Raw genomic sequence first — 22,836 nt, forward strand, 5'->3', positions numbered from 1 at the left:
CACCTGACATGTCGATGGACATGACGACCGTCGGTGACACCGGTCTTCTCGACGCGTTGCAGCACGAGGTGGCGGTGTTCGCCCGCCGTGCCGAGCAGACCCGGCTCGGCGGGGTCGGGCAGGTGCGCAACTCCATGGACCGCGCCGCCTATCTGCTGCTCAACCGCCTCGACAAGGAGGGCCCGATGGGCGTCAAGGCGCTCGCCGCGAGCATGGGCATCGATTCCTCCACGGTCACCCGCCAGGTGGCCCCGCTCGTCGACACCGGGCTCGTCAAGCGCACCTCGCACCCCGAGGACGGGCGTGCGGTGGTGCTCCAGCTGTCCCCGCGCGGCCTGTCGCGGCTGGAGGAGGTGCGCTCCTCCCGGCGCCGGCTGATGGCCGAGCTGACCCACGACTGGGCGCCGGAGGAGCGCGAGGCGTTCTGCGCGCTCCTCACCCGCTTCAACAGCGCCCTCTCCGCCCGCATGACCGCCCAGGGGGCGCCGGCGCCGGAGGCTCCGCCGTCCTCCTCCTGAGCGCGCGGGGGGCCGGCGCCCGCCGTGCCCGCACGCGCGTGCCGCCCGGCTCTTGACCGACCGGCCGCCGCCGGTCTCCCATGGGACCCGGCCCGTGCGGGACCGGGCCCGTCCCGTGCGCGGGCGCACGGCTGTCGGCACCCCGTCGTCCCGTCCGCGGCGGGGCCTTCCTGCGAGGACCCCAGGGAGGGGAGGCGCGGTGCTCGAACGGCAGGCGTCCCGGAGCGCCCGGCGGGCCCGGGAGTTCGAGGCGTTCGTCGCGGGCGCGGCAGGACGGCTGCTGCACGCCGCGACCCTGCTCACGGCCGAGGCGCCGGACGACAACCCGCGCGCGCGGCACCTGCTGACCCTGGCCCTGGCCCACACGTACGCGCACTGGGACCGGCTGCGCGGGGAAGACCCGTACGACCGTGCCCGCCGGCATCTGGTCGACCGGTTCGCCCGCGCGTCCTGGCACCGGTACGGCGGCTTCGGCCGGGCCCGCCCGCACCCCGCCGGCACCCTGGCCCGGCTCACCCCGCAGGAGCGCCTGGTCCTGGTCCTCAGGCTGTACGAGGGCGTCGCCGAGGAACCGACGGCGGCCCTGCTGGGCCTGTCCGCGGACCGGGTCCGCGCGGTCTGCGACCGGGCGACGGCGACCCTGCTGCATCCGCCGCGGGGACCCGCGGCGGCCGGGCCGGCGGCGGCGGCGCCGTGAACCGGCGGCCCGGCACCGGGAGGCGTACGTGAACCGGCCCGAGCAGGAGGCCGCCGTGCGGCGGATCATGGCGCGGGGGGCGCCACGGGTGCCGCCCGGACTGTGCGCGGACGCCGTGCGGCAAGGCGGGCGCCTGCTGCGGCGCAGGACGCTCGCGCGCCGCCTGCTGTGGCTGCTGCTGTGCGCGGCGGCCGTGGCGTTCGCGGTGTGGGCGGTGACGGCCCGCCCCTGGGCGGAGCCGCCGTCGAGGACGTCCCCACCCCTGACGGGCTGGTGAGACCCGGCCGGACTAGCCGAGCGCCTGCTTCAGGTCCTCCAGCAGGTCGTCGACGTTCTCGATGCCCACGGACAGGCGCACCAGGTCGGAGGGCACCTCCAGGGCCGAACCGGCCGCGGAGGCGTGCGTCATGCGACCGGGGTGCTCGATCAGCGACTCCACGCCGCCCAGGGACTCGCCGAGCGTGAACACCCGGGCGCGGTTGCAGACCTCGACGGCCGCCTCCTCGCCGCCCTCGACCCGGAACGACACCATGCCGCCGAACGCCTTCATCTGCTTGGCGGCGACCTCGTGGCCGGGGTGGTCCGGCAGCCCCGGGTACAGGACCCGCGTCACGCGCGGGTGCCGGCTCAGCATCTCGGCGATCCGCCCGGCGTTCTCGCTGTGCCGGTCCATGCGCACGGCGAGCGTCTTGGTGCCGCGCAGCACCAGCCAGGAGTCGAAGGGCCCGGCGACCGCGCCCATCGCGTTCTGGTGGAAGGCCAGCTCCTCGCCCAGCTCGGGGTCGTCGGTGATCAGCGCGCCGCCGACGACGTCGGAGTGGCCGCCCATGTACTTGGTCAGGGAGTGCACGACGACGTCCGCGCCGAGCGCCAGCGGCTGCTGGAGGTACGGCGTGGCGAAGGTGTTGTCGACGACGAGGCGGACGCCCGCGTCCCGGGTGACCTGAGCGACGGCGGCGATGTCGGTGATGCCGAGCAGCGGGTTGGAGGGCGTCTCCACCCACACGGCCTTGGTCTTCGGGGTGAGGGCGGCCCGCACCGCGGCGGGGTCGCCGGTGTCGGCGACCGACCACTCCACGCCCCACCGGGCGACGACCTTGGCGAAGAGGCGGAACGTGCCGCCGTACGCGTCGTCGGGGATGACCACGTGGTCGCCGGGGCTGAGCAGCGTACGCAACAGGCAGTCCTCGGCCGCCAGTCCGGACGCGAACGCGAGGCCGCGGCGACCGCCCTCCAGGGCGGCGAGGTTCTCCTCCAGGGCCGTCCGGGTCGGGTTGGCGCTGCGGCTGTACTCGTAGCCGCCGCGCAGGCCGCCGACGCCGTCCTGCTTGTAGGTGGACACCTGGTAGATCGGTGGGACGACCGCACCGGTGAGGGGGTCGGCGGTGTTGCCCGCGTGGATGGCGAGGGTCTCGAAATGCTGACTGATGTGCCTGTCGCTCATGGGCACCGAGGGTAGTGCGCCCGCGGCGGAGGTGACGGACGACAGGGCGCGGGCACCGCGGGAACCGGCGCCCCGAGCGGGGCCGCCGGAGTTCTCCACCGGCGCGGCGACCAGGTTGGCCAATTGCCGGCGGCGTCTGGAACGCTGGAGGCATGGAGATTCTCTGGGTCCTGATGGCGCTGGTCCTGCTCGGTTTCGTGCTGCTGCCTTTCCTGCGGCGCGGGCGCGGCGCGGTCGGACTGGTGTCGCCCGACCATCCGGACGCCGCGGACCCGGCGAACTACGGCTTCGTCCGCGAGGAGCAGCTGGACATCCGCATGCCGGGGCCCGACCAGGACCTGCTGGACGTCCTGGACCTGGTGCAGCGCACCCAGGACTACAAGGCCGCGGCCCAGCTCCTCGCCGGTACGGAGACGCAGGGCGAGCTGCGCTGGCAGCGCGTGCAGGCCTTCGCGGGCGCCGCGTCGCTGGAGCTGCAGCAGCGGCCCGGCGGGGTGAGCGAGGCACCGGGCGGGCAGTGGCTGCGGGTGTGGCGGACCGAGGCGCCCAAGGACGCCGGCGGCGCGGCGGTGCACGCCGAGTTCCTGGTGCAGCAGGCGTGGCGGACGGCGACGCCCGGCACGGACGAGTTCCGGATCATCATGGAGGAGGCGAAGGCGGCGTGCGGCGACGCGGCGCTGCTGGCCCCCGGCGACCCCGTCCCGTACATCATCGAGCTGTCGGTGGCCCGCGGCCTGGCCTACTCCCGGCAGGAGTTCGAGCAGCTCTGGCTGAAGATCCTGGACCGGGCGCCGGCCCACATGGGCGCGCACCTGGCCGCGCTGCACTACTGGTGCGAGAAGTGGCACGGCTCGCGCGAGCTGGCGTACTCGTTCGCGGAGGCCGCGGCGGCCCGCGCCCCCCAGGGCTCGCTGCTCGCGGCCATGCCCCTCTTCGCGGTCTTCGAGCACCTGCCCGAGGTGACGCTGGTCAGCAGCTTCTGGCAGAGCGAGGTGGTGACGAAGGCGATCCACGGCGCGCTGCACGCGGTCCACTCGGCCCGCCCCGACGACCCGATGCTGGCCCACGTCCGCCATCTGCTGGTCTTCTTCCTGGTCCGCTCAGAGCGCTGGGCGGAGGCCATGCAGCAGCTGGTACACGTCGACGGCCACGTCGGCGCCCTGCCCTGGACCCTGTCCGCCGACCCGGCCGCGGAGTTCGCGGTCTACCGGGCGCTGGCGGTGGCGGGCTACGAGGCGAACGGCGGCAGCCCGGCGACGCTGTCGCACTGAGCCGGCCGGACCGGCGCGGGCGCCGCGCGAGGGAGCGGAATTCCGGGACGTCCGGGCGTGTTGACCCGGACGTCGCCCCGATTGGAGACCGCATGTTCCTGTACAGCCGTACACCCCAGCTGCCGACCCCCGAGCAGGCCCTGCGCGGCCGCCCGGAACCGGCGTTCACGGTCCCCGACCGCCACACCGTCCTCGGCACCCCGCTCCTCGGCCCCTACCCCGAGGGCCTGGAGGTGGCCGACTTCGGCCTGGGCTGCTTCTGGGGCGCCGAGCGCAAGTTCTGGCAGCTCCCCGCCGGCGTGTGGACGACCCTGGTCGGCTACCAGGGCGGCTACACCGAGAACCCCACCTACGAGGAGGTCTGCTCGGGCCTGACCGGCCACACGGAGGCGGTCCGCGTGGTGTTCGACCCGAAGGCGATCTCCTACGCCGGGCTCCTGAAGACCTTCTGGGAGTCCCACGACCCCACCCAGGGCTTCCGCCAGGGCAACGACGTGGGCACGCAGTACCGCTCGGCGATCTACACCCACACCCCGGAGCAGGCCGCCGCCGCCGAAGCCTCCCGCGAGGCCTACCAGAAGGTCCTCACGTCCTCCGGCTACGGCACGATCACCACGGAGATCCTCCCGGCGCAGGGCCGCCCGTTCTATCCGGCGGAGGCGTACCACCAGCAGTACCTGGACAAGAACCCGGCCGGGTACTGCGGACTGGGCGGGACCGGGGTGTCCTGCCCGGTCGGCGTCGCCGAGGCAGCCGGCTGAGCCCGCCGCGCCCGAGGCGACGGCACCGCTGAGGCCCGCCGGCCGGTTCCGATCCGGTCGGCGGGGCCCTGCCCTTGCAGGTCCCGCGGACGCGGGTGGCGGGCTGGTGCGCCCGCGTCCCGCCCGGCGCGCCCCGGGCGCACGGTCCGCGACGCATCGAAAATCGATGGCCTGCGGGAAGCGATCGAGCCCACCCTGTACGCCATGGAAGAACCGCGACACGGGATCCGGGCGCTCCACACGGCGTCCACGATCACCGTCTACCAGGCGTACTCTCCGGAGCTCGGCCTGCCCGCCGTCCGGGAAGGGCGGTTTCCCGCCGCGTGGAAGCGGGACCGGATGACCTGGATCAAGCCGCGCTCATAACCTCTTTCCATGGCCGAAGAAGACGCGAACCAGCAGACAGACGCCCAGTTACGGCGGGCCCTCCGAGCCAGGCAGGCAGCCGGCGCGCAGCGTGCGAAGCGGCACCGTTCCAACTGGACTGGAGAGTCCGCCGCGATCTACTGCCGCATCTCTCATGTGAACGACGACGACCAGACCGGCGTGGAGCGTCAGGAGCGCATCTGCCGTGACGTGGCCGAGCGCCTGGGTCTCGTCGTCGCCGAGGACCAGGTCTTCGTAGACAACAACCGGTCGGCGTGGCAGCGCAAGCGCAAGCGCCCAGGGTGGGACGCCCTTCTCGCCGAGGCCGGCCAGGGCCGCATCCGTCACGTGCTCACGTACCACCCCGACCGACTGATGCGTCAGCCACGCGATCTCGAAGAGTTGTTGCAGATCGCCGACGATCACGACATCACGTTGCACGGCCAGGCGAACCGACGTGATCTCGCGGACCCGGATGACCGGTTCTTCCTCCGCATCGAGGTCGCGCACGCGTGCCGCTCCAGCGACGACACCTCGCGCCGGCTGATCGACTCCATGATTGACCGCGCCCAGGAGGGAAGGCCGCACACCGGCAGGCGCCGCTACGGGTACGACAAGACCGGCACGGTGATCATCCCCGAAGAGGCCGCCATCGTGCGGGAGATCTTCACTCGCTATCTCGACGGCGTGAGCCCGGTCCAGCTTGCCAAGGATCTCTTCGAGCGTGGCGAGAAGACCGCCGAAGGCCGCAACTGGGGTGCCCCGCGGGTGCGGGACGTGCTCGACAGCCGCCACGTCGCCGGTATCCGCATCTTCCGGGGTGAGGAGATCGGGGATGGCGAGTGGCCCGCGATCATCGACCGGGGCATGTGGCAGGAGGTGCGGGAACGCCGTGCCTACCGGGCTGCGAAGTTGGCAGCCGGCAAGCAACCGAGCAGGTTCTACCTGCTGCGTGGCGTGGTCACCTGTACGGGATGCGGCCGGATCATGGGCGGATCAGGCGGAAGCGGAGCTAAGTACGTCTGCAATCGCCACACCCACAGGCTCGACGCCCAGCGCTGCAACAGGGTGATCTCGGCGCCCATCCTGGAGGACTTCGTGAGCGAAGCCGCCGTCAACCTCCTTGAACGCCTTGACCTGACCGAGGTTCCGACGCCTTCCCAACTGTCGGAGGAGGATCAGGCCGCGATCGAGGCCGACCGTCGCGAGCTGGACGAGCTCAAGGACATGTGGGAGAGCCAGGAGCTCAGGACACGGGAGTACCGCGAGATGCGCAAGACCGTTGAGGCGCGCATCGCTGAAGTGGAACGCAAGATGATCGTGCGTCCTGCCGCGGAGGTTCTGGACGGACTTGTGGGTCCGCACGCACGGCGGAGCTGGGAAGCGCTGAAGAAGGCGGAGGACTACCAGCGGATGAACGCCGTGATTCGCTTCCTCTTCGCGGCAGTCAAAATCAAGGAGGCGACGAGGAAGGGCAGGCAGTTCGATTACGGTCGGATCGACATCGAGCAGAACCCCATCTGGATTTGATGCTTGGGCATGACAAGAAGGGGCCTCATGGAGGCCCCTTCCGCTGTCTCATTCGATCTTTGCGCCTGGCCGTCCCCCAAGGAGACGAACCAGGCGCTTCGCTGATTCCGGCCCGATCTTGGTCGAGAACGTGCGACAGACTCTGTCCAGGTGGTGCGCCTTCTCCGCTTCACGATCATGTCTCGTCAACGGCCCACCTCTGCCTGGTGGAACGCGTTGTGTGCTGCTTCGCGGTTGCGCGCCAGATCGTCCGCGACGCCCGCCGCTATGAGAGCAGCGCCAGGGGTATGGCCGGAGCCGACGTAGCGCCAGTGCCGTTCGGTGACCACGTCGGGCATGTCGACGTGGCCAAGGTGGCGGGCGCGTTCGGCGCGCAGTGCCGCGTAGGTGGTGGAGTAGGCGCGGGATTTGGTGAGGATGTGGCCCCGGTAGCCGAGGGTGTGGGCCCAAGTGCGGAGGCGGAGGGGTGCGTATTCGGGGAGGCTGCCGAGGCGCCAGCAGGTGCGCATGAGGGTGCGGACGTGCTCGCTGACGGGTGCCGACTCGATGTCCGTCCGGTTGGTGAGCGGGTGGTCGGTGCCGGCGCCTATGTCACTCGCTCCTTTGGTGACGTACTTCGCGACGTATGCGGCCACGGCGTCATCGTCCGGGCCGTCACCGTTGGCCCTCAGAGGCCGGGCATCGATCTGGGCGCCCCAGCACAGTGCCAGCTCACCCACGGCCGGGCTGTACGGAGTGCGGACCACGACCCGCCGGGCGGAGGCGCGTACGGCGTCGACGAGTAGTCCTGTGGTGCCCCAGGCCGGGGGCTCGTCGGCGGGTCCGTTCGGGCCGTCGAGGCGGACGACGGCATGCACGTGGACGGCCGCCCGCTTCTGGTATTCGGCGACTCGGGCGAAGGACAGCCGGGCCCGCTCGGCGAAGCGGGCCTGTACGAGACCGACGGCGGAGGCCAGGCGGCGCCGGACGTCGATGACGAACCGGTCCCACAGCTTGGAGGCGTGCGCGTGCCACAGCACGTGGCCGGTGTAGTTGTAGCAGTCGGGGCACAGCGATCGGCCGACGACCGGCGCGTCCGCGGCGTGGACGGCGCCGCAGCCGAGAGGGCGCCCGTGCTCGCAGGCCCCGCCGTTACGACGCGGCCGGCATAGTTCCCCCGCCCGGTGGACGGGCCCGAAGGACGGAGCGGTCAGGGTGACGAAGAGGCGAGGCCGGTCGCGGACCGTTGCGGGGACGTTCTTGCCGCCGAGGAGGCCGGCGCGGACGAGGTGGAAGGTGTCTCCGGCGTGGAGGCGGGAGCAGGCGGGGCAGACGGTGGCGCGCCGGTTGCGGCAGCGGACGAGGAGGCGTTCACCGGGTTCGGCACGGGTGTCGTAGTGGTGCAGGATCTCGCCGGTTGTGCCGTCGATGGTGGTGGTCGAGCCGGAGAGGTGGACGGGGTGGGAGCAGCCGCCGGTTGCGGTGACCTGGGCCAGCCAGCGGGGGAACTGCGGGTCTTGGGCGAGGCGGATGGCGTCGCGGTCGGTTTCGGAGAGCTGACGCAGGCGCGCCGCGCGGTCGAGGGCGGCGCGCCGGTCGGCCGGGGTGAACTCCGGGGTGATGGTGGTGACCTTCCGGGGTGGGCCGCCGAAGCGGCACGGTGGGTGGTGGGCGGTGCGCCGTTGGCCATGGGGATCACTCCCTTGTGTGCGTGGTGGGTCTCGTCCTGAGTCAGCGGATGGTGCCGGTGCCGCGGCAGATGCGGCAGCGCCGCAGGCGTCCGCTCCAGGTCTTGCGGGCTCCGTCGCCCTTGCACTGGGGGCACCTCACGCGAGGCATGGGCATGGTGGTGCGTCCTTTCTGTTCAGGTGTGGGAGAAGCCGCTGATGACCCAGGTGACGAGGTCGTGGACGGTGAAGCCGACGGGGGTCTGGCCGAGGTAGAGACCGAAGAGGCCGACACAGACCGCTTCCCAGGCGCGGACGTCGCGGGAGCGGACGAGGAGGACGGTGATGATCCCGAAGATCACCGCGAACGTGAACGCCGTTCCTTCGTTGATCACTTGTCGTCTCCTTCCAGCGCCTCAAGGGCGCGGCTGACGATGGGCAGGTCCGGGGTCATCGAGGCGTACTTGCGGGCCGTCGAGACGGCTTCTTCAGTGGGGGTGAGGTGGGAGCGGGCGCGGCTCCAGCCGCCGTCCGGTCCGGTGCACACGGCGACACCGCGTTCCTCCGCCGTGATCGCCTGGGCGACGGCCACGGCGTCTTTGTTCAGATCGCCGAGGGCCATTTCTGCCGTGCCGGGATCGTTGACCCGGTGGCAGATCCGGCCGCTCAGCTGGGCCCGCAGGGCGGTGACGCCGGGGCCGAGGTCGGAGCCGACCCGTTGTCCGGCCACCACCAGGTGCATGCCGAGCGCGGCCCCGAGTTGGGCCAGCCGCAGCAGCAGCGTGGAGCACTGCTCGGCCTCTGCCCTGCTCTCACGGGTGCCGTCGGAGAGGTACAGCTCCGCGATCTCGTCGACGAGCACGACGACCGGCACCGGCCGGAGCTTGTCCGGGAGCTCCCAGATGGAGCGGACGCCGGCCGAGCGGCAGGCGCTCATGCGGTCCTGCATGTCGACCACGAGCGCGGAGAGCACGGCCAGTGCCTCTCTGCGGCAGGTGGCCAGGGCACTGAGTCGTCCGGCGAACAGGCCCAGTTCCATGCCGCCCTTACAGTCGATGCCGACCAGGGCGACCGGTTGCGGGGCGAGTTGGGTGATCAGCCGGGCCAGCAGCGTGGACTTGCCCGACCGAGTGGCCCCCGCGATGAGCCAGTGCGGCACCAGGCGCAGGTTCATCACCCACGCGCTACCGTTCTCCAAGACGCCGATGAGCGCGGAGAGCAGTTCGGCCGGTGCCGTGGCCAACCCCGGGCGCTCCAGCGGGTCCGTGGCCGTCGCCGTCAGGAGCACGAACCCGCGTTCCGGTGAGGTGACGCGCACCGCGTGAACTTTCCACGCGTGGACCAGCGCGTCAGCCGCCTTCAGGAAGGTGGCCGGGGTCTGGCCCGCGTGCAGGCGCACGATCACGGTCAGGCCCATGCGGGTGGCCCGGGGGAAGGAGATCCGCGGAGCCACCGGCCGCAGCGGATCACCCTTGACCACCAGGTCCCCGAGCAGCCCGCGCGGTGGGCGCCGGGAGACGGCGAGGTCGTTGAGCAGGGCGACCTTGCGCCAGGTGAACACCACCCGGCACGCGGTGACCGGGTAGCCGATCAGGTACCAGTGCCAGGCCGGGCGATGCCGGCGCACCAGGTCACCGACGACCAGCACCCACGCCAGCACGGCGAGCGCGAAGGCGAGCAGAACCGGCCGCATCAGGCGTCACCACCTTTGGGACGCGCCGGACCGGGCAGAGGCGTGATGGCGTCCGCGCGGAAGCTCACGCCATGCCGGTCACCCATCGACCAGACGAACGCCGTCAGGCCGGTGACCCGGACGATCTGCCCTTCCTCGATCCCCTCCGGCTGGCCGCTCACGGCGATCTCGATGACGGAGATGCGCCGCCCGTCCTGCCGCACGGTCACGGCCACCGTCCAGACCGGGTTGCCGTCCCGGTCCCTCTTCACCTCCTGTGTCTCGGGGTTGGTGAGCTTTGCTTCCGGCGCGATGGCGCACCGCAGTACGCCCAGGCGTGTGGTGTCCACGGGAATGGACTGCATGTGTGTTGGCCTCCCTGGCCAATCGGGACGTCAGACTCTTTCTGACGTCACTTGTCCTTACGAGTTACGACTATGAAGTCCTGTACGGCGCGAGTGCAACTACTTATGCTGACGAGTGATGTCGCGCGTGCGACGTGTCTACGACCTCACCCGGAGATGACCCGATGTCGGAGATCCAGCGCCCCGGCGCCCTCTACCAGCAGGTGGCCGCCGCGATCCGCGAGGCGATCCTCACGGGCGAGTTCGCCCCCGGCTCCCTGCTGCCGTCCGAAGCACAGCTCATGGGCCGTTACGGCGTCTCACGCCCCACCGTCCGCAACGCGATCGCGGCCCTGCGTGCGGAAGGGCTCATTGACGTCCGCCACGGCAAGGGCAGTTTCGTCCGCTCCGACGGTCAGCCCGCGCTCACCCTCGAACGGCGCATCACCCGCACACCGGACGGCACGTTCACCATGCCCAACGGCGATCTCTGGAACGTGGCCGAACAGCCGAGCACCTACCGCACCCGCACCACCAAGGCCACCGGCCGGCTCCTCCACCTCGACGAAGAAGAAGCCCTGTTCGGTTGTGACCGGCTGCTCGCCGATCCCGGCACCGGGGCGCGCGCCATGCACCGCACCCTGATTCCGTTCGAAGTCGCCGAGACCGTCCCCCAGCTCGTCGAAGAACCGGGCACGCATCCGGCAGCGATCTACCGCCTGCTCGCCCAGGACGGGCACACCCTGTCGTGGACGGAGACGGTACGGGCCCGCATGCCGCTGCCCGATGAGCGCACCGCGCTCCAGCTCCCCGACGCGACTCCGATCCTGCACCTGTCCCGCATCACGCACGGCACCGACGACCGCGCCCTGATCCTCGAAGAACTCCGCATCGGTGCCGACCGCGCCGAAGCCGCCTACCGGATCGCCGCCGACAAGCAGCCCGCACGACGCGCCCGCACCTGACCGGCAGCGATGATCGGTCGAAACAGCCTTTACTTCCTCAAGGGCGCGCCTGCGGCGCGCCGGGGCGCCCGGCCGCCCCGGCCGGGCGTGCGGCGTGGGCGCCGGTCCCGGCCGGTCGCCGAGCGCCCCGACCCACAGCACGCCCGAGGAGTCGAGGCGTCGACCGGCCGCCAAGGGCCGGGGCGTGGTGGGCCGGGGGTCGCCGGCCTCCGAGACTTTAGGCAGCCACCATGGGGCGAGCCTCGAAGAACAGGGGGCCCATCGGGCACATACGCGGGCAGGACCAGTGCCTGCCCGATTCGCCGGACCAGCGTAGGGCCCCCTGTTCACTCGCCCCATGGCAGCTCCCGCCCAAAGTCTCTCCGGCCGGCGACGTGCCCACGTGCGCCGCTCACCAGCGAAGCCGCCTTTCATACGGCGGACTCCAGGAGCGCAGCGAGCCGGTTCACGGCGTCCGGCCAGCCCGCCAGCCGGACGACGCCCCGCCCCTTGTCGTCCGTGGAGGCGACGGCCCGCATGGTCGACAGCTCGAAGCCGACGTCGAGGAGCGCCCGGTTCAGCCGGTCGGCAGCCTCCCGAGCCTCCCGCCAACCTCCGATGTAGTCGACACCGGGCGTCCACAGGACAGCGTCCGTGCCCTCGATGTCGTGCAGCCCGTCACCGATCCATTCCTCACCCGCGCCGGTCACGCGTTCCCACCTCAGCCCTCTTGCCGATAACGGCTCGTCAACTTGCTTTTGTTCAGGGCCAGAAGCGACGCAGCACAGCGGCCCCGGTACCATCAGGCACCGGGGACCGCTGCGTCCCCTCCCGGACCACCCCGGTTGCTGGCAGGCGCGGGGGTGGTCCGGTCTCGGTATGGGGTTGTGAAGCGCGGCCCCCGCTCCGGCGGGGATCCGGTGTGATGAACCGCGAGGGCCGCGCTCCGTGGCCGGAGGGGTCAGACTCCGGCCGGTTTCCGGGGCACCACCCACTCCCGATCGCGAAGGAGTGAGACGGGGCGCCACCCCGGAGATCAGGAAGGCGGGGCGTCGCCCGCCGTGCCGTCCAGGTCGAAGCGGCACCACACGGTCTTGCCGCCCCGTTCCTCCGGCGCCCACCAGACCGATGTCGCCAGCCGCTGGGCGATGAGCAGGCCGCGGCCGGTGTCGGGCAGTATCGCTTCCGCCAGCTCCCCCGCCAGCGACGGCGAGAACCCCTCCCCGGCCGGAAGCAGCGGGGGTGTCGAGTCCTCGTCACCGACGCCGATGAACAGCCACTTCGGCCACAACTTGAAGGTCACGTCGATACGTCGGCAGCCGCCGGCCTGTGCCAGGTGGCGATCCGGCACCGCGTGGTTCACCACGTTGCCGACGAGTTCCGAGACGACCAGCCGGACGTCATCCACGACCGCGTCAGCACCCGCACCACGCAGGAACACCGCCGTCATGTCCCGCGCCGTGCGCGCCGTGTCATCGGACTCGGCGAACAGCGTGAACGTCAGGAAGTGCCCACCGGTGGAGGCATCCGGCGCCGCGAACCAGTGCGTGTAGGCATCCAGTTCACCCGCCAGCCACTCGACCTTGCCCGCATCCATCATGTCCCCTTCCGCGAGCCCAAGGCGGCTCGTACGGCACCGGTTGCGTCACGCAAGCCAGTACACGACCCCACGGACCTGGCCGGGAGCGTTCACCAGGGGGTTCACGTGAACACCGGCAAAGGCAAAGGGGGTTCATCAATGAACCCCCAAGGCGAGAGCGCTGTGACACCATGAACACTCGCCGTCATTCTCGGGTTGGCAGGGGAGCATGAGCCGAGAGCCGAACGCGAAGTTGATCGCAGTCATGGACGAGGCGAAGGTCTCGAACAAGGGCCTTGCCAAGCGGATGAAGGACGCCGCAGGCCAGCGCGGCATCACTCTGGGGACCACGCACGTCTCAGTACAGCGATGGCGGGACGGCGCCGGCATCCAGCCTCAGACCGCGGCAATCATGGCGGATGTGCTCAGCTCGAAACTGGGTCGCCGCATCACACCGGCCGATCTCGGGTTCTTCGACCACACCCAGCCGATCGCCCCCGATCCCGTCGGCTACCCGAGCACGGTCCCCGAGGTGCTGTCCATGCTGGACGGACTCGCCCAGGAGCGCGCCGAGGAGGCGGTCACCGACCGTCTGGTCGTAGCGGACGCCGACCTCAGCGCCGCAGTCCTCTCCTGGATGATCGCGCGCCCCGATGGAATCCAGGCCGACCGCCCCACCCATCAACGGGTCGGCATGCGCGATGTGCGCGCGATCAGAGACGCCGCCGCCACGTTCATGCAGCTCGACTTCAAGTACGGCGGAGGCCACGGGCACCGGGCCCTACGCCACTACTTCCGCCACGAAGTCCTACCGCTGCTCAGCGCCAGCTACAGCGAGAAGGTAGGCCACGCGCTGTTCAGCGCCGCCGCCGAGGTGTCCCAGTTGCTCGCGTGGACCGCGTACGACGTCGGAAACCACCGACTCGCCCACCGCTACCTCACCTCCACCCTGCGCCTGTCCCAGGTTATCGACGACCGCATGTTCGGCGCCCGCATCCTCGGTAACCTCAGCCACCAGGCCAACTACCTGGGCAACCGCACCCAAGCCCTCCAGCTCGCCCGCGCCGCCGTCGAAGGAGCCAAGGGCCGAGCCACCCCGCGCGCCATGGCAAACTACTGGGCGATGGAGGCCCGCGCCCTGTCCAACGCAGGTGACCGGGTCGGAGCCGGCCGTGCCATGAACCAAGCCGAACAGCACTTCGAGCAGGCCGACACCGCCGACGACCCCGCATGGCTGAGCTACTTCGACGACGCCGAACTACTGGGCGAGTTCTGCCACTGCTTCCGAGATCTGAAGATGCGTCGGGAAGCCGTCGAGCACGCACAGCGCGCCGTCGACAGCACCGATCCCCAGTACGCCCGCAGCCTCGGTTTCTGCCGCATGGTGCTCGCCCAGAGCCAACTCCTGAACGGCGACCTGGAAGCCGCCGTCACCACAGCCAGCCTTGCCGTGGACGACGGCGACTCCCTCCAGTCCTCCCGCTTCCAGCGTTACGTGACCGACTTCCAGGCAGAGGTCAGCGCGCACGCCACCCACCCCGCCGTCGTCGCCTTCAACGAGCGAGTCAGCGAAGCACTCGCCCGCCTGGACGACGAGGACGAATAACAGCTACCGCGGCCGCCAGTCACGCGGCGCGTCATCGTCACGCAGGGCAGTGATGCGTCGGCGGTATTCATCCGCCGTCTCCTGATCCTCCTGCACGTTCTGCATGAGCCACGTCGTCATGCCGAACTCTTGCAGCCGTCGGAGCGTGTCATAGCCGGGCCAGTCGTACAGATCCCGCCCGTAAGCCCGTACGAAGTCGGCGTACTGCTCGTCGGTCTGCCACCCGAGGCTGTGATACTCCGTGGCCGTGACCATCAGGTCCCACTCGGGGTGATCGAAGCAGAAGGCTTCGAAGTCGATCAGCACCGCTTCGTTCCGCTCGTTCACCATGAGGTTCTGCACGTGAGCATCACCGTGCACCGGCCCCCGAGGAGTCTCGAACCTCAGCTCATCGAACTGGTCCCGCAGCTCGCGCCAGCGCTTACGCAGGAACACCCTGTCGTCATCCGGAATCGCAGCCCGGCTGATCCGCAGCTCCTGCTTGTCGAAGGGATCGAACGATGGCAGTTCAAGCCCCGCCGGCAGCGTCATGGAGTGCAGATCCCGGAGGATGCCTCCCAACTCCCCGTACGTCGCCTTACGGCCACCCTCCACGATGAGGTGCCAGAAGGTCACCGGATGCCCGTCGACCAACAACGGCTGCTCCAGGTCCTCGACGACGCGTGCGGCCGGGAATCCTTCCTCAGCAAGCCACCGCGACACGCCCACCTCAGTGCGCGCCTTCGGCAGGTACTCCTCACCGCGGGCAACCCGCACGACCACCGGCACCGAGGCCAGCCGAAACAGCGCGTTCTCCCCGAGGCGGATCAACTCGGCGCCCCTGTCGTCCAGCCCGGCCGCCCGGCACGCGGCACTCATCACCCGCGCAGCGCCTGCCGACGTGAACCCCTCATCCGACCGAGCAGCGTCAACCGCCATGCCCGTACCAGCTCCCCTAGTCGCACGCGATCAACTGGCGAGCATCTATGGGTGACCAACCCGACACACGCCAGACATGCCCCTGACCGTACCCAGGTGCGGGCGGTCGAGGCGAGGCCTTCAAGAAGGGGAGCCCCACAGACGCAAGACCTAGGCGAGCCTCATCCTCCTAACAGACTGGCGAGAGCGGGCGCCCAACAGAGAAATCATTGGATCGGTTGATACGTCAGCTCACTACAGGGACGCAAGGTCTGCTTCAGTCAAAATCTTTTCGCCACCTGTAATGTGTGAGTTCTCAATCGCCAACTTAGCCCCGGCTACGTCGCTGGCGAACACAACAACAGCAAGCGACTCAACCGCGCGTGACACGCACACATAGAGCAGACGCCTAGTCCGCTCCAAGACCGAGTCCCTTCCTGCAGACAAATTACGCTTGTCGTTGTCCGAAAGCTCCTTGATTCCAAACAGCTTCTCGTAGGAATAAAGATTGTAATTTCCTTCCTCGTCATCCAACACAGCCACAACTTTGGGGAATTCCGCCCCCTTGGTGCCATGTTGCGTGGAGTAAGGAGATTGCTGTCGAATGTATTTAAAATAGGCGGAGAGCTCTTTAATGTCGCAAGCCGTGAAAGCATCCAAGGCGTTTTTAGTTTCCGAAGTCAACACCACTTCGGCGTGCTGACCATCGGGCTTTATGTATGCAGAGAGCCGCGGGTCCGGTGCGATAAGGTTTGCCGTCATGGCCAGCTTCAGGACTTTTCCAACGGATCCTGGACCTCCCTCGGCCACGGCTCTGCGAACATGTGCTACGGCATCACGCGCAAGGGTCAATCGTTTTCTGACGTCTAGATCTGGTGTTTCCTCATTGAATAGTCCACCGCTTCTACGAAGGGTGGCAATCACGGTCGGGGAGTTGACACTCTCGGCCTCACAAATAGGTAGAATTACGTCGTCGAACGGCCGAATCGGCCAGGCACTGCCCTCATCAAAAGCTTCTTTCAGACTTTTCGATCCGCTGTCATGAAAAGCCGCATAGAGGTGCTCAAAACCCATGCGCTTGGCTACCATCCGGTGAACGATCATGAGGATCTTTGCGCCCTCACCTCTGTTAGCCGAGTCAGCTGCCCAGCTGCCGGCACTACTATGTTGCGTTAGCCAAGCACGCACGTGCTCCAATCGTTGGCTCCGCTGCTCATCTGCAGGAAGGACGAAGAAGAAGAGCTCTCCGGCTACTTGCTTTTCTGGGGGACGCCCCGACCTCTGTACCATACCGTCCCCCTCAGACCGCACCTGATTAATGACACCGAGAACTTTCTGTGAACTACGAAAGTTCTCCGGTTTATCAATCCGCTGCCACCCTGGTTCTTCGGAGATTGACCCTACACCGCGCTGGAAAATATTCTGCATAGGGTCGCCGAAGAAGCCGAGGCAAATAGCGCCTTGCGCCTGAGAGTCGACAGATTTAAGGGCTTCAACAACTTTAGGGAAGGTATCCTGGCTTTCGTCGACAAAAATGTAGGGATACTTACTGGCGATGATTCGCCTGAGGAGCTTACTACTGAGAATCAGATCAGGAACCATTGTAATAATATCTTCATGCCCAAGGAGTCCCTTTGCGTAGTCGCTTCCAACGCCATACGAGTAACGCTCAACCTCACTGCTTAGTCGAAGCTGGGCTCTAAGTTTTTCCAGATCGGAAGCATCCTTCGCTACAGTCGCTTCACGTGTACGCGACGTGTATTCTTCCTGCTTTTCCTTAATCTTCTGAATTGCGCCTTCGATATGGCGATGCACCCATGTAGCTATGTCTTTCTGAAAAGGCTTAATTAGGGTCCATAGAAAACTATGGATGGTAGAGACGGAGACTAGGGGACTGTTGCCTACATCTGCATGAATTTCCTTGGCAGCTACTTCAGTATAGGTAATGCATGCAATCTGCTGGGTTCGAGCACTGAGACGGGAACCATGACGCATCACGACATAGTCGAGTGCCTTTACCAGGGAAGTCGTCTTACCCGAACCAGCGCCAGCAACCATGACGAAGGACTGAAGAGGATCTCCATCCAGCAAGCTGCGCAACTTGATATCTGCAGGCGTATCTGGCGCAGAAACTCGTGATGTCATACTTACATTTCACCGCCATCCGTAGTCTCTGCCGGCGGAGACAGCAACCGCCCGCTAAGCCAATCCAAACCATCCAAGATATACTGTGGCGGTTTCCATGCGGCGTCCTGCTCAGCAATAAGACCAAGCGCAAACTTTGTTTTATCGAGGTTACGAACTCGCTTGAACAGCGCATCATGCAGTTTTTCGAGAGTTAACAGGTTCGACTTAGGGATCGATAGACCAATGGCCTTTCGTGACGCATCTTGCGTCCAAGCCAGATTTTCCAGAGCGAAAGCCTCTTCGAGAGTTCGACCAGCCAACTCAATTGCGTCGGCTCCCCATACAGCAAGCCGGCGGGTTTGATACGAAACTCGAATTTCGCCAGCGTCCTCTTCATGACGCTTGACGATTTTTTCACTGTCCGGCAGGTCTAGCAGTTCCTCAATCGTGCTCAACTTCGGGAACCAATTTCTGAGCGTCTCGTTCGAGGTGACGGCACGCGGTACAGTTGTCTTGCATGCACGGCCGCTTTCGTGTTCGTTTACTTCGGCATCCGTGTCCTCCGGCGGTTCAACACTATCAATGTCTGTAATGACCAGCGTGGTAATTTCCAAGAACTCGAGTAGCTCCCGAAACTTGTAAGCGAAAGCCCCGCCGACTTCAAGGATGGTGAGGTGACAGGCCTTCAGGGCGGTGAATTTTCGCTCAATAATCAGAGGCAACAATAGTCGCTCGACATTCCCTTCGACGAGGATGGCGGCATCCGCGAAAAATAGATCACAATGAGTGAGCTTCAGATACTGTTGCAAGAAATTGCGCGTCGCCTCTTTTTCTCCGTTGTAGAACGCCGAAAGGTTCTTGACCTCACTGCAATATACAGATTGCGCACCCTTGTGCCGACAAAAATATCGAATCGGTTGAAAGCTGCTTTCATACAAGATGTGTGATGAGTGAGTGGTGACGACCATCTGGGTATGGAACCCCGGCTTAGCCTCAGGTAGAAGTTCGAACACCCTGCGAATAAATACCTGTTGCAGTTGAGCGTGCAGATGAGCTTCCGGCTCTTCAATCATGATCAGGTGTACCGGCGGACGCTGGCCCTCTGCATCTTCCCAAGCATGGTGGAAGTCCAGAATTTCAACGGCCATGTAAATCAGGTTTTTAAAGCCCAGACCGTTGTATTGGTCCGGCAAGAACTGTGCTGACTCAGAGATCAGGGCGGCCCCATCGGAAGAAGGAAGCATGTAGTGAACACGCGCGCTTGTACTTAGCACGTTCTGCACATTGAACGACGCCTTGACTACGAGGCCAGCGTTGGTAGTACCCGGGTACCCAAGGTGCTCGATGCTTTTAAGGATAGACTCAAAGGCTTGAGCGAAGTGCTCATTGAGGGCTGATTCCGAGTTAGCAATAGCGCTAAGTGCGTCAAGGTCAGTCTCGAATTTTTGCAAGTTGCGCTGGTAGTACCTACTGAGTCTCCGGGACAGGTCCTCGGCTCGGCCGTGCGATTCCGCATCCGTGAGATGCCGTTGGGCATTGAGGAAGTCGACCTTAATTAGGCTGCTAACCATGGCGCCGGCACCAGACGCATTCGTGCCAAGATAGAATGGGTCATATCCGTCTCTCGGAACAAGATCGGTATCGCACTGTCGGGCATCCAGCACGTAGTATTTGATCTCGTATTCGCTCGTCAGTCGCTTCGTGAGGTAGTCAGTGAGGTTCAGAGGCCACGGTTTATAAGCTCCCTCAGGACCATCATCACGTAGCTTCCTGTCCATCCGCGACTTCTGGTAATTCGCCACCAACGAGGAGGGGTCTCTCGGGGCATAGACCATGCGCAGACCTACGGGTTCTCCGTTCCAGTCGAGTCCCGGCAAAAAATCGAGGACGCGATGCATGTTATCGTCGTCAACCTCGAACCAAAGATCAAAGTAAATTTTAGGTAGCTCTGACTCTGCATCTCCAACGGCAGGATCGAAGTTATTAAATGCATCCCAACAGTCGGCTGTAAAATCGTAAATCTGGAAGCGAACCTTGGGATCCAGGAACCTTTGGAAAACATGAGTTGCGGAGGTTTTTCCGCTGTTATTCGCGCCGACAAAAATAGTCGTTTGCTCGTCGAGGTCCACCCGGACGTTCTTTAGGCGACGGAAGTTCTGAACTCGAAAAGACTTGATGTGCATTTAACCCCCCGAACTTTTTGGCATTTTTCAAGCGTTTTATCGGCCGCACAGTTGGATGACGTTGCGCACTGCTTCAAGTTAAGTGCACGCCTATCGCAAGCGGCTCGCTCGCATGTTCGATTTAGCTCCTGCGAAAAACGCCAAGTCGACCTCGCTCACCCTCCCCTAGGCAGCAGGGCCACTTAGGGTATCCGACTGAAGGTCGGTGTGACTGGTGTTTCCCTGATACACCGTTGATTCGGCTGCGTCGGGCTGTCAGGCGAAGTCATGCTCCGAGTGCCGCAAAGGCGCTGTCAGCTCTGAGTCAGAGGCAACGGTGGCAAGTTCGTCAACGACCAGGCGGTAGCTTCGCATCCGCCTGGTCCTTCAACCGCTTGATCAAATGCCTTGCGCTCCGATGGCTCTGCGACTCAGGTGAAGGCTAGTGGGGCAGTCCCGGCCAGCTAAAAGGTCTATGAAAGCGGCTTGACCTGGATCAAGCCGTCGTTCCTGTGGATGATGTACCGCTCCGGCTGGGGCACGAAGCCGGGGCAGGAGACCGTGCTCGCCGTCGAGATCACCCGCGACGGCTTCGAGTGGGCGCTGCGCCACGCCTGCCTGTCGCATTACGTGCCCGGGCTGCACCCCGACCGCGGCGCCTGGCAACGCCGGCTGAAGCGCTCGCCGGCCCGCGTCCAGTGGGACCCCGAGCGCGATCTGCACCTGCGGCCCCTGCCCCACCGCTCGCTGCAGCTCGGGCTCTCCGGTGAGGCCGTACGGCGCTACGCGGACGAGTGGACGGTCTCCCTCCGCGACGTGACCCCGCTCGCCCGCGAGATCCGCGCGCTTGTCGCCGGCGGCGCCCCGGAGGCCGCGGCCCGGCTGCTGCCCGAGGAGCGGCCGTACCCCGTCGAGGGCGGCCTGCCGGCCCACCTGCGCCCCTGACCGGACAGGCGCGCCGAGCGGCCCGCTGCCGTTCCGGGGCGCAGGGCCGCGGAGGACCGGCGGTGCGGGGGCCGGGCCGGGCGACCTGTCCGGGACGGGCCGGGGCCTCGTGTCCGGCCGTCCTCGACCGGCCTCGGCGGATCACTGCCGCGTCGGCGTCCGGGGCGTGCGGTCCCGGTCCCGCGCGATCCACTGGCCAGGTGAGCGCCACGCGGTCGCCGCGGCGAGAAGGACCGCTGCGAGCGCCACCCGGCCGAGCGTCCGGACTCCCGCGCCGGCGAGCACGGCGCCGCCGGTCAGGGCGCCTGCGCCGATCCCCGGGTCGAAGGCCGCGACGTACCGGGACGAGGCCGTGTGGCGCGCCGGCCCGGCTCCGCGCCTTCTGGGCGGTCACGCGGGAGCGGGGCCGACGGACGCGAGGAAGCGGCGTACGTGGCCGAGCCAGAGCGCCCGGGCGTCCGCGTCGAGGATGTGGCCCGCTCCGGGCAGTTCGATCAGCGTGGCTGCCGGGATTCCCGCGGCGAGGCGGTGGGAACTCCGCGGGAGCACCAGACGGTCCCCCGTCGGCGCGAACACGAGGGCCGGGGCCGTCACGCCGGGGAGGTCGCCGCGGACGTCCACCCGGGAGACCAGGTCGAAGTGGTCGAGCATGCCGGGCGGCATCGACGCCCTCACCCGCGCCACCCCGTCCTCCACCTCGTTCGGCGACAGCTCGTTCAACTGGCTCTCGGACAGGCACGCCAGGAAGGCCAGCCGGGCCACCTCCTCCCATTCGCCCGCCTTGCCGAGCAGGGCGATCAGCCGGGCGGCGTGCGCGAGGACCGGATCGGCCACGGGAAACCCCGCCGTGAGGACCAGCCCGGTCACCCGTCCGGGATGGCGGGTCGCGGCGCGTACCGCGACGGCGGTCCCCAGGGACTCCCCGAGGACGACGAACGTCTCGTGCCCGCGCGCCACGGCGGAGGCGACGAGGGCGTCCGCGAGATCGTCGAGGTCGAGCGGTCCGGCCGCGACCGGCGTGCCGCCCGCTCCCGGGTAGTGCGGGCCGATCAGCGTGTGGTCCCGCGCCAGGTCGTCGAGCACCGGCCCGAAGTTGTTCTCGATGCCCCCGCCGGCACCGTGCGCCAGCAGGAGGGCAGGGCCGCCGCCCCGCACGTACACGTCGAAATCCCTTTCGGGGAAGGACTGTTCAGCGCTCATGGGCACGACGCTAAACTCCGACACCGGTGTCGGAGTCAAGTCCCGGGGAGGCGGTGCCCCATGCGCATGAAGGAGATGGCCCGGCGGACCGGAGTGCACGAACGGCTCCTGCGCTACTACGAACAGCAGGGCCTGCTCGCCCCCGCCCGGCTGCCCAACGGATACCGCGAGTACAGCGACGCGGACGTGGAGACGGTGCGCCGCATCCGCATCCTGCTGACGGCCGGCCTGTCCACCACGGTGATCGCTCAGGTCCTGCCCTGTGTCGCCCGGGACAGCGACCGCCTGGTTCCCACGTGTCCGGACCTCGTCCGCCGGCTCCGGAGCGAGCGGCGCCGGATCACCCGGGAGATCGAGGCCCTGCAGGCGTCGCGGACCCTGCTGGACCGGGTGCTCGGCGCGGCTCCGCCGGCCTTCGCGGACGAACCGGCGGCAGGGGAGGCGCCGCGCTCACCGGCAGCCGCCTGACCGGCTCGGACCGCCCGGCCGACCGAGGGCGCGGACCACTCGTACGCTTCCGGCGGCGCGCGGGAGCGGCGTTCCCGGGGAGCGGTGACCGGCTGTCCGGGGCGGGCCCGGACCCGGGGAGCGGTGCGGCGGGCCGGCCTCAGCCTCCGCTGCCGTACGGCCGCGTCAGGATCTCCAGGTTGTGGCCGTTCGGGTCCTCGAAGTAGACGCCCCGGCCGCCGTCGTTGTGGTTGATCTCGCCGGCCCGGCGGTGGTACGGGTCCGCCCAGTAGGTCAGCCCGGCCTCCCGGATCCGCGCGAAGATCGCGTCGAAGTCGTCCTCCGAGACCAGGAACGCGTAGTGCTGGGACGTGATCTCGCCGTCGGTGTCCAGGTAGTCGAGGGTCACGCCGCCCGGGATCTCGACCGGGACGAACGGGCCGTAGGGCGGGCCGGCCTCCAGGCCCAGGATGTCGGCGAGGAACTGTGCCGAGGCCTTCTTGTCGCGCGCGGCGACGATGGTGTGGTTCAGCCGGACTGTCATCGTACGGTCCTCCCCTGTGAGCGGTCCGTGTGCCGGTGAAGACGTCTCCCACGCTAGACAGGGGCCGGGCGCTCATCATCGGTCCGTCGTCCCGCTCCGTCCCTCCCCCGGTCCTCGGGCCCGGGGCCTACGACCG

22 protein-coding genes and 1 pseudogene are annotated in these 22,836 nt (G+C 67.5%); 11 read left to right on the forward strand and 12 right to left on the reverse strand.

Translation table 11 applies throughout. From position 1 onward, the window contains the following. The first annotated feature begins 8 nt into the window (after positions 1 to 8). The 3 genes from ABD363_RS21150 to ABD363_RS21160 all read left to right on the forward strand — a co-directional run bounded on the left by ABD363_RS21150 (position 9) and on the right by ABD363_RS21160 (position 1,492). Positions 9 to 518, forward strand: a complete 510-nt coding sequence (locus ABD363_RS21150) for a MarR family winged helix-turn-helix transcriptional regulator (RefSeq protein WP_344605969.1) — start codon at positions 9 to 11, stop codon at positions 516 to 518. 199 nt (positions 519 to 717) lie between these two features. Continuing rightward, a complete protein-coding gene (locus tag ABD363_RS21155; RefSeq protein WP_344605900.1) occupies positions 718 to 1,215 on the forward strand; it encodes a sigma factor-like helix-turn-helix DNA-binding protein in 498 nt (165 codons plus the stop codon). Between the two features lie 28 nt (positions 1,216 to 1,243). Beyond that, complete coding sequence (locus tag ABD363_RS21160) at positions 1,244 to 1,492, forward strand: hypothetical protein (protein ID WP_344605902.1); 249 nt, start codon at positions 1,244 to 1,246, stop codon at positions 1,490 to 1,492. Between the two features lie 12 nt (positions 1,493 to 1,504). On the opposite strand, the gene ABD363_RS21165 is transcribed toward ABD363_RS21160, so the two are convergent. Further along, positions 1,505 to 2,659 (reverse strand): cystathionine gamma-synthase, encoded by a 1,155-nt coding sequence (locus ABD363_RS21165; protein ID WP_344605904.1) that lies wholly within the window; start codon positions 2,657 to 2,659, stop codon positions 1,505 to 1,507. Positions 2,660 to 2,811: 152 nt separating this feature from the next. On the opposite strand from ABD363_RS21165, the gene ABD363_RS21170 reads away from it, so the two are divergent. From ABD363_RS21170 to ABD363_RS21185, 4 genes and pseudogenes are all read left to right on the forward strand, one after another. Beyond that, the gene (locus ABD363_RS21170; RefSeq protein WP_344605906.1) at positions 2,812 to 3,930 is read left to right on the forward strand and encodes a hypothetical protein; all 1,119 of its coding nucleotides are present in this window, start codon (positions 2,812 to 2,814) and stop codon (positions 3,928 to 3,930) included. A 92-nt stretch (positions 3,931 to 4,022) separates the two neighbouring features. Beyond that, positions 4,023 to 4,691, forward strand: a complete 669-nt coding sequence (msrA, locus tag ABD363_RS21175) for a peptide-methionine (S)-S-oxide reductase MsrA (RefSeq protein WP_344605908.1) — start codon at positions 4,023 to 4,025, stop codon at positions 4,689 to 4,691. A gap of 183 nt (positions 4,692 to 4,874) precedes the next feature. Further along, positions 4,875 to 5,048, forward strand: a pseudogene (locus ABD363_RS21180) (DUF4291 family protein); the annotation flags it as partial. 18 nt (positions 5,049 to 5,066) lie between these two features. Then, the gene (locus tag ABD363_RS21185) at positions 5,067 to 6,587 is read left to right on the forward strand and encodes a recombinase family protein (protein WP_344605910.1); all 1,521 of its coding nucleotides are present in this window, start codon (positions 5,067 to 5,069) and stop codon (positions 6,585 to 6,587) included. Between the two features lie 185 nt (positions 6,588 to 6,772). Here ABD363_RS21185 and ABD363_RS21190 read toward each other — a convergent pair whose 3' ends face one another. From ABD363_RS21190 to ABD363_RS21205, 4 genes are all read right to left on the reverse strand, one after another. Continuing rightward, positions 6,773 to 8,131 carry a replication initiator gene (locus ABD363_RS21190; RefSeq protein ID WP_344605971.1) on the reverse strand — a complete coding sequence of 453 codons (1,359 nt, stop codon included), beginning with the start codon at positions 8,129 to 8,131 and terminating at the stop codon, positions 6,773 to 6,775. A 299-nt stretch (positions 8,132 to 8,430) separates the two neighbouring features. Further along, positions 8,431 to 8,628: a hypothetical protein gene (locus tag ABD363_RS21195; protein WP_344605912.1), complete on the reverse strand. Its 198-nt coding sequence runs from the start codon at positions 8,626 to 8,628 to the stop codon at positions 8,431 to 8,433. Beyond that, positions 8,625 to 9,926, reverse strand: a complete 1,302-nt coding sequence (locus ABD363_RS21200; protein ID WP_344605914.1) for an FtsK/SpoIIIE domain-containing protein — start codon at positions 9,924 to 9,926, stop codon at positions 8,625 to 8,627. Before ABD363_RS21200 ends, ABD363_RS21195 begins: the two co-directional genes overlap by 4 nt. Next, the gene (locus ABD363_RS21205) at positions 9,926 to 10,270 is read right to left on the reverse strand and encodes an SCO3933 family regulatory protein (RefSeq protein ID WP_344605916.1); all 345 of its coding nucleotides are present in this window, start codon (positions 10,268 to 10,270) and stop codon (positions 9,926 to 9,928) included. The genes ABD363_RS21200 and ABD363_RS21205 overlap by 1 nt, the downstream gene beginning before the upstream one ends. A gap of 164 nt (positions 10,271 to 10,434) precedes the next feature. Between ABD363_RS21205 and ABD363_RS21210 the strand changes: the two genes are divergently transcribed. Continuing rightward, positions 10,435 to 11,214, forward strand: a complete 780-nt coding sequence (locus tag ABD363_RS21210; RefSeq protein ID WP_344605918.1) for a GntR family transcriptional regulator — start codon at positions 10,435 to 10,437, stop codon at positions 11,212 to 11,214. A gap of 410 nt (positions 11,215 to 11,624) precedes the next feature. Here the strand turns inward: ABD363_RS21210 and ABD363_RS21215 are convergent, their stop codons facing one another. Both ABD363_RS21215 and ABD363_RS21220 read right to left on the reverse strand, forming a co-directional pair. Next, the gene (locus ABD363_RS21215) at positions 11,625 to 11,903 is read right to left on the reverse strand and encodes a hypothetical protein (protein ID WP_344605920.1); all 279 of its coding nucleotides are present in this window, start codon (positions 11,901 to 11,903) and stop codon (positions 11,625 to 11,627) included. Positions 11,904 to 12,229: 326 nt separating this feature from the next. Then, on the reverse strand, positions 12,230 to 12,790 hold the full coding sequence (locus tag ABD363_RS21220; protein ID WP_344605973.1) for an ATP-binding protein: 561 nt from the start codon (positions 12,788 to 12,790) through the stop codon (positions 12,230 to 12,232). Between the two features lie 211 nt (positions 12,791 to 13,001). On the opposite strand from ABD363_RS21220, the gene ABD363_RS21225 reads away from it, so the two are divergent. Further along, a complete protein-coding gene (locus ABD363_RS21225) occupies positions 13,002 to 14,378 on the forward strand; it encodes an NsdA family TPR-like regulatory protein (RefSeq protein WP_344605927.1) in 1,377 nt (458 codons plus the stop codon). A 3-nt stretch (positions 14,379 to 14,381) separates the two neighbouring features. Here ABD363_RS21225 and ABD363_RS21230 read toward each other — a convergent pair whose 3' ends face one another. The 3 genes from ABD363_RS21230 to ABD363_RS21240 all read right to left on the reverse strand — a co-directional run bounded on the left by ABD363_RS21230 (position 14,382) and on the right by ABD363_RS21240 (position 19,585). Further along, entirely contained in the window at positions 14,382 to 15,296 is a 915-nt protein-coding gene (locus tag ABD363_RS21230) for a phosphotransferase enzyme family protein (protein ID WP_344605929.1), read from the reverse strand. Positions 15,297 to 15,530: 234 nt separating this feature from the next. Continuing rightward, a complete protein-coding gene (locus ABD363_RS21235) occupies positions 15,531 to 17,420 on the reverse strand; it encodes a UvrD-helicase domain-containing protein (protein ID WP_344605931.1) in 1,890 nt (629 codons plus the stop codon). A 2-nt stretch (positions 17,421 to 17,422) separates the two neighbouring features. Continuing rightward, a complete protein-coding gene (locus ABD363_RS21240; protein ID WP_344605933.1) occupies positions 17,423 to 19,585 on the reverse strand; it encodes an ATP-dependent nuclease in 2,163 nt (720 codons plus the stop codon). Between the two features lie 465 nt (positions 19,586 to 20,050). Here ABD363_RS21240 and ABD363_RS21245 point away from each other — a divergent pair, with 465 nt between their 5' ends. Next, positions 20,051 to 20,509, forward strand: coding sequence for a DUF4291 domain-containing protein (locus ABD363_RS21245; protein WP_344605935.1), 459 nt, complete (start codon positions 20,051 to 20,053; stop codon positions 20,507 to 20,509). Between the two features lie 390 nt (positions 20,510 to 20,899). Here ABD363_RS21245 and ABD363_RS21250 read toward each other — a convergent pair whose 3' ends face one another. Next, the gene (locus tag ABD363_RS21250; protein ID WP_344605937.1) at positions 20,900 to 21,709 is read right to left on the reverse strand and encodes an alpha/beta fold hydrolase; all 810 of its coding nucleotides are present in this window, start codon (positions 21,707 to 21,709) and stop codon (positions 20,900 to 20,902) included. 60 nt (positions 21,710 to 21,769) lie between these two features. On the opposite strand from ABD363_RS21250, the gene ABD363_RS21255 reads away from it, so the two are divergent. Then, positions 21,770 to 22,177: a MerR family transcriptional regulator gene (locus ABD363_RS21255; protein WP_344605939.1), complete on the forward strand. Its 408-nt coding sequence runs from the start codon at positions 21,770 to 21,772 to the stop codon at positions 22,175 to 22,177. A gap of 139 nt (positions 22,178 to 22,316) precedes the next feature. Here ABD363_RS21255 and ABD363_RS21260 read toward each other — a convergent pair whose 3' ends face one another. Next, on the reverse strand, positions 22,317 to 22,700 hold the full coding sequence (locus tag ABD363_RS21260; protein WP_344605941.1) for a VOC family protein: 384 nt from the start codon (positions 22,698 to 22,700) through the stop codon (positions 22,317 to 22,319). Between the last annotated feature and the right edge of the window lie 136 nt (positions 22,701 to 22,836).

This window comes from Streptomyces glaucus (assembly GCF_039533365.1).
In the GTDB taxonomy this organism is placed as follows: domain Bacteria; phylum Actinomycetota; class Actinomycetes; order Streptomycetales; family Streptomycetaceae; genus Streptomyces; species Streptomyces glaucus.

What these genes read in the sequence shown, in the direction of transcription:
- ABD363_RS21150 (WP_344605969.1), top strand. Translation starts at nt 9, where the DNA reads ATGTCGATGGACATGACGACCGTCGGTGACACCGGTCTTCTCGACGCG.
- ABD363_RS21165 (WP_344605904.1), bottom strand. Translation starts at nt 2,659, where the DNA reads ATGAGCGACAGGCACATCAGTCAGCATTTCGAGACCCTCGCCATCCAC.
- ABD363_RS21170 (WP_344605906.1), top strand. Translation starts at nt 2,812, where the DNA reads ATGGAGATTCTCTGGGTCCTGATGGCGCTGGTCCTGCTCGGTTTCGTG.
- msrA (WP_344605908.1), top strand. Translation starts at nt 4,023, where the DNA reads ATGTTCCTGTACAGCCGTACACCCCAGCTGCCGACCCCCGAGCAGGCC.
- ABD363_RS21185 (WP_344605910.1), top strand. Translation starts at nt 5,067, where the DNA reads ATGGCCGAAGAAGACGCGAACCAGCAGACAGACGCCCAGTTACGGCGG.
- ABD363_RS21200 (WP_344605914.1), bottom strand. Translation starts at nt 9,926, where the DNA reads ATGCGGCCGGTTCTGCTCGCCTTCGCGCTCGCCGTGCTGGCGTGGGTG.
- ABD363_RS21205 (WP_344605916.1), bottom strand. Translation starts at nt 10,270, where the DNA reads ATGCAGTCCATTCCCGTGGACACCACACGCCTGGGCGTACTGCGGTGC.
- ABD363_RS21210 (WP_344605918.1), top strand. Translation starts at nt 10,435, where the DNA reads ATGTCGGAGATCCAGCGCCCCGGCGCCCTCTACCAGCAGGTGGCCGCC.
- ABD363_RS21220 (WP_344605973.1), bottom strand. Translation starts at nt 12,790, where the DNA reads ATGGATGCGGGCAAGGTCGAGTGGCTGGCGGGTGAACTGGATGCCTAC.
- ABD363_RS21225 (WP_344605927.1), top strand. Translation starts at nt 13,002, where the DNA reads ATGAGCCGAGAGCCGAACGCGAAGTTGATCGCAGTCATGGACGAGGCG.
- ABD363_RS21230 (WP_344605929.1), bottom strand. Translation starts at nt 15,296, where the DNA reads ATGGCGGTTGACGCTGCTCGGTCGGATGAGGGGTTCACGTCGGCAGGC.
- ABD363_RS21235 (WP_344605931.1), bottom strand. Translation starts at nt 17,420, where the DNA reads ATGACATCACGAGTTTCTGCGCCAGATACGCCTGCAGATATCAAGTTG.
- ABD363_RS21240 (WP_344605933.1), bottom strand. Translation starts at nt 19,585, where the DNA reads ATGCACATCAAGTCTTTTCGAGTTCAGAACTTCCGTCGCCTAAAGAAC.
- ABD363_RS21250 (WP_344605937.1), bottom strand. Translation starts at nt 21,709, where the DNA reads ATGAGCGCTGAACAGTCCTTCCCCGAAAGGGATTTCGACGTGTACGTG.
- ABD363_RS21255 (WP_344605939.1), top strand. Translation starts at nt 21,770, where the DNA reads ATGCGCATGAAGGAGATGGCCCGGCGGACCGGAGTGCACGAACGGCTC.
- ABD363_RS21260 (WP_344605941.1), bottom strand. Translation starts at nt 22,700, where the DNA reads ATGACAGTCCGGCTGAACCACACCATCGTCGCCGCGCGCGACAAGAAG.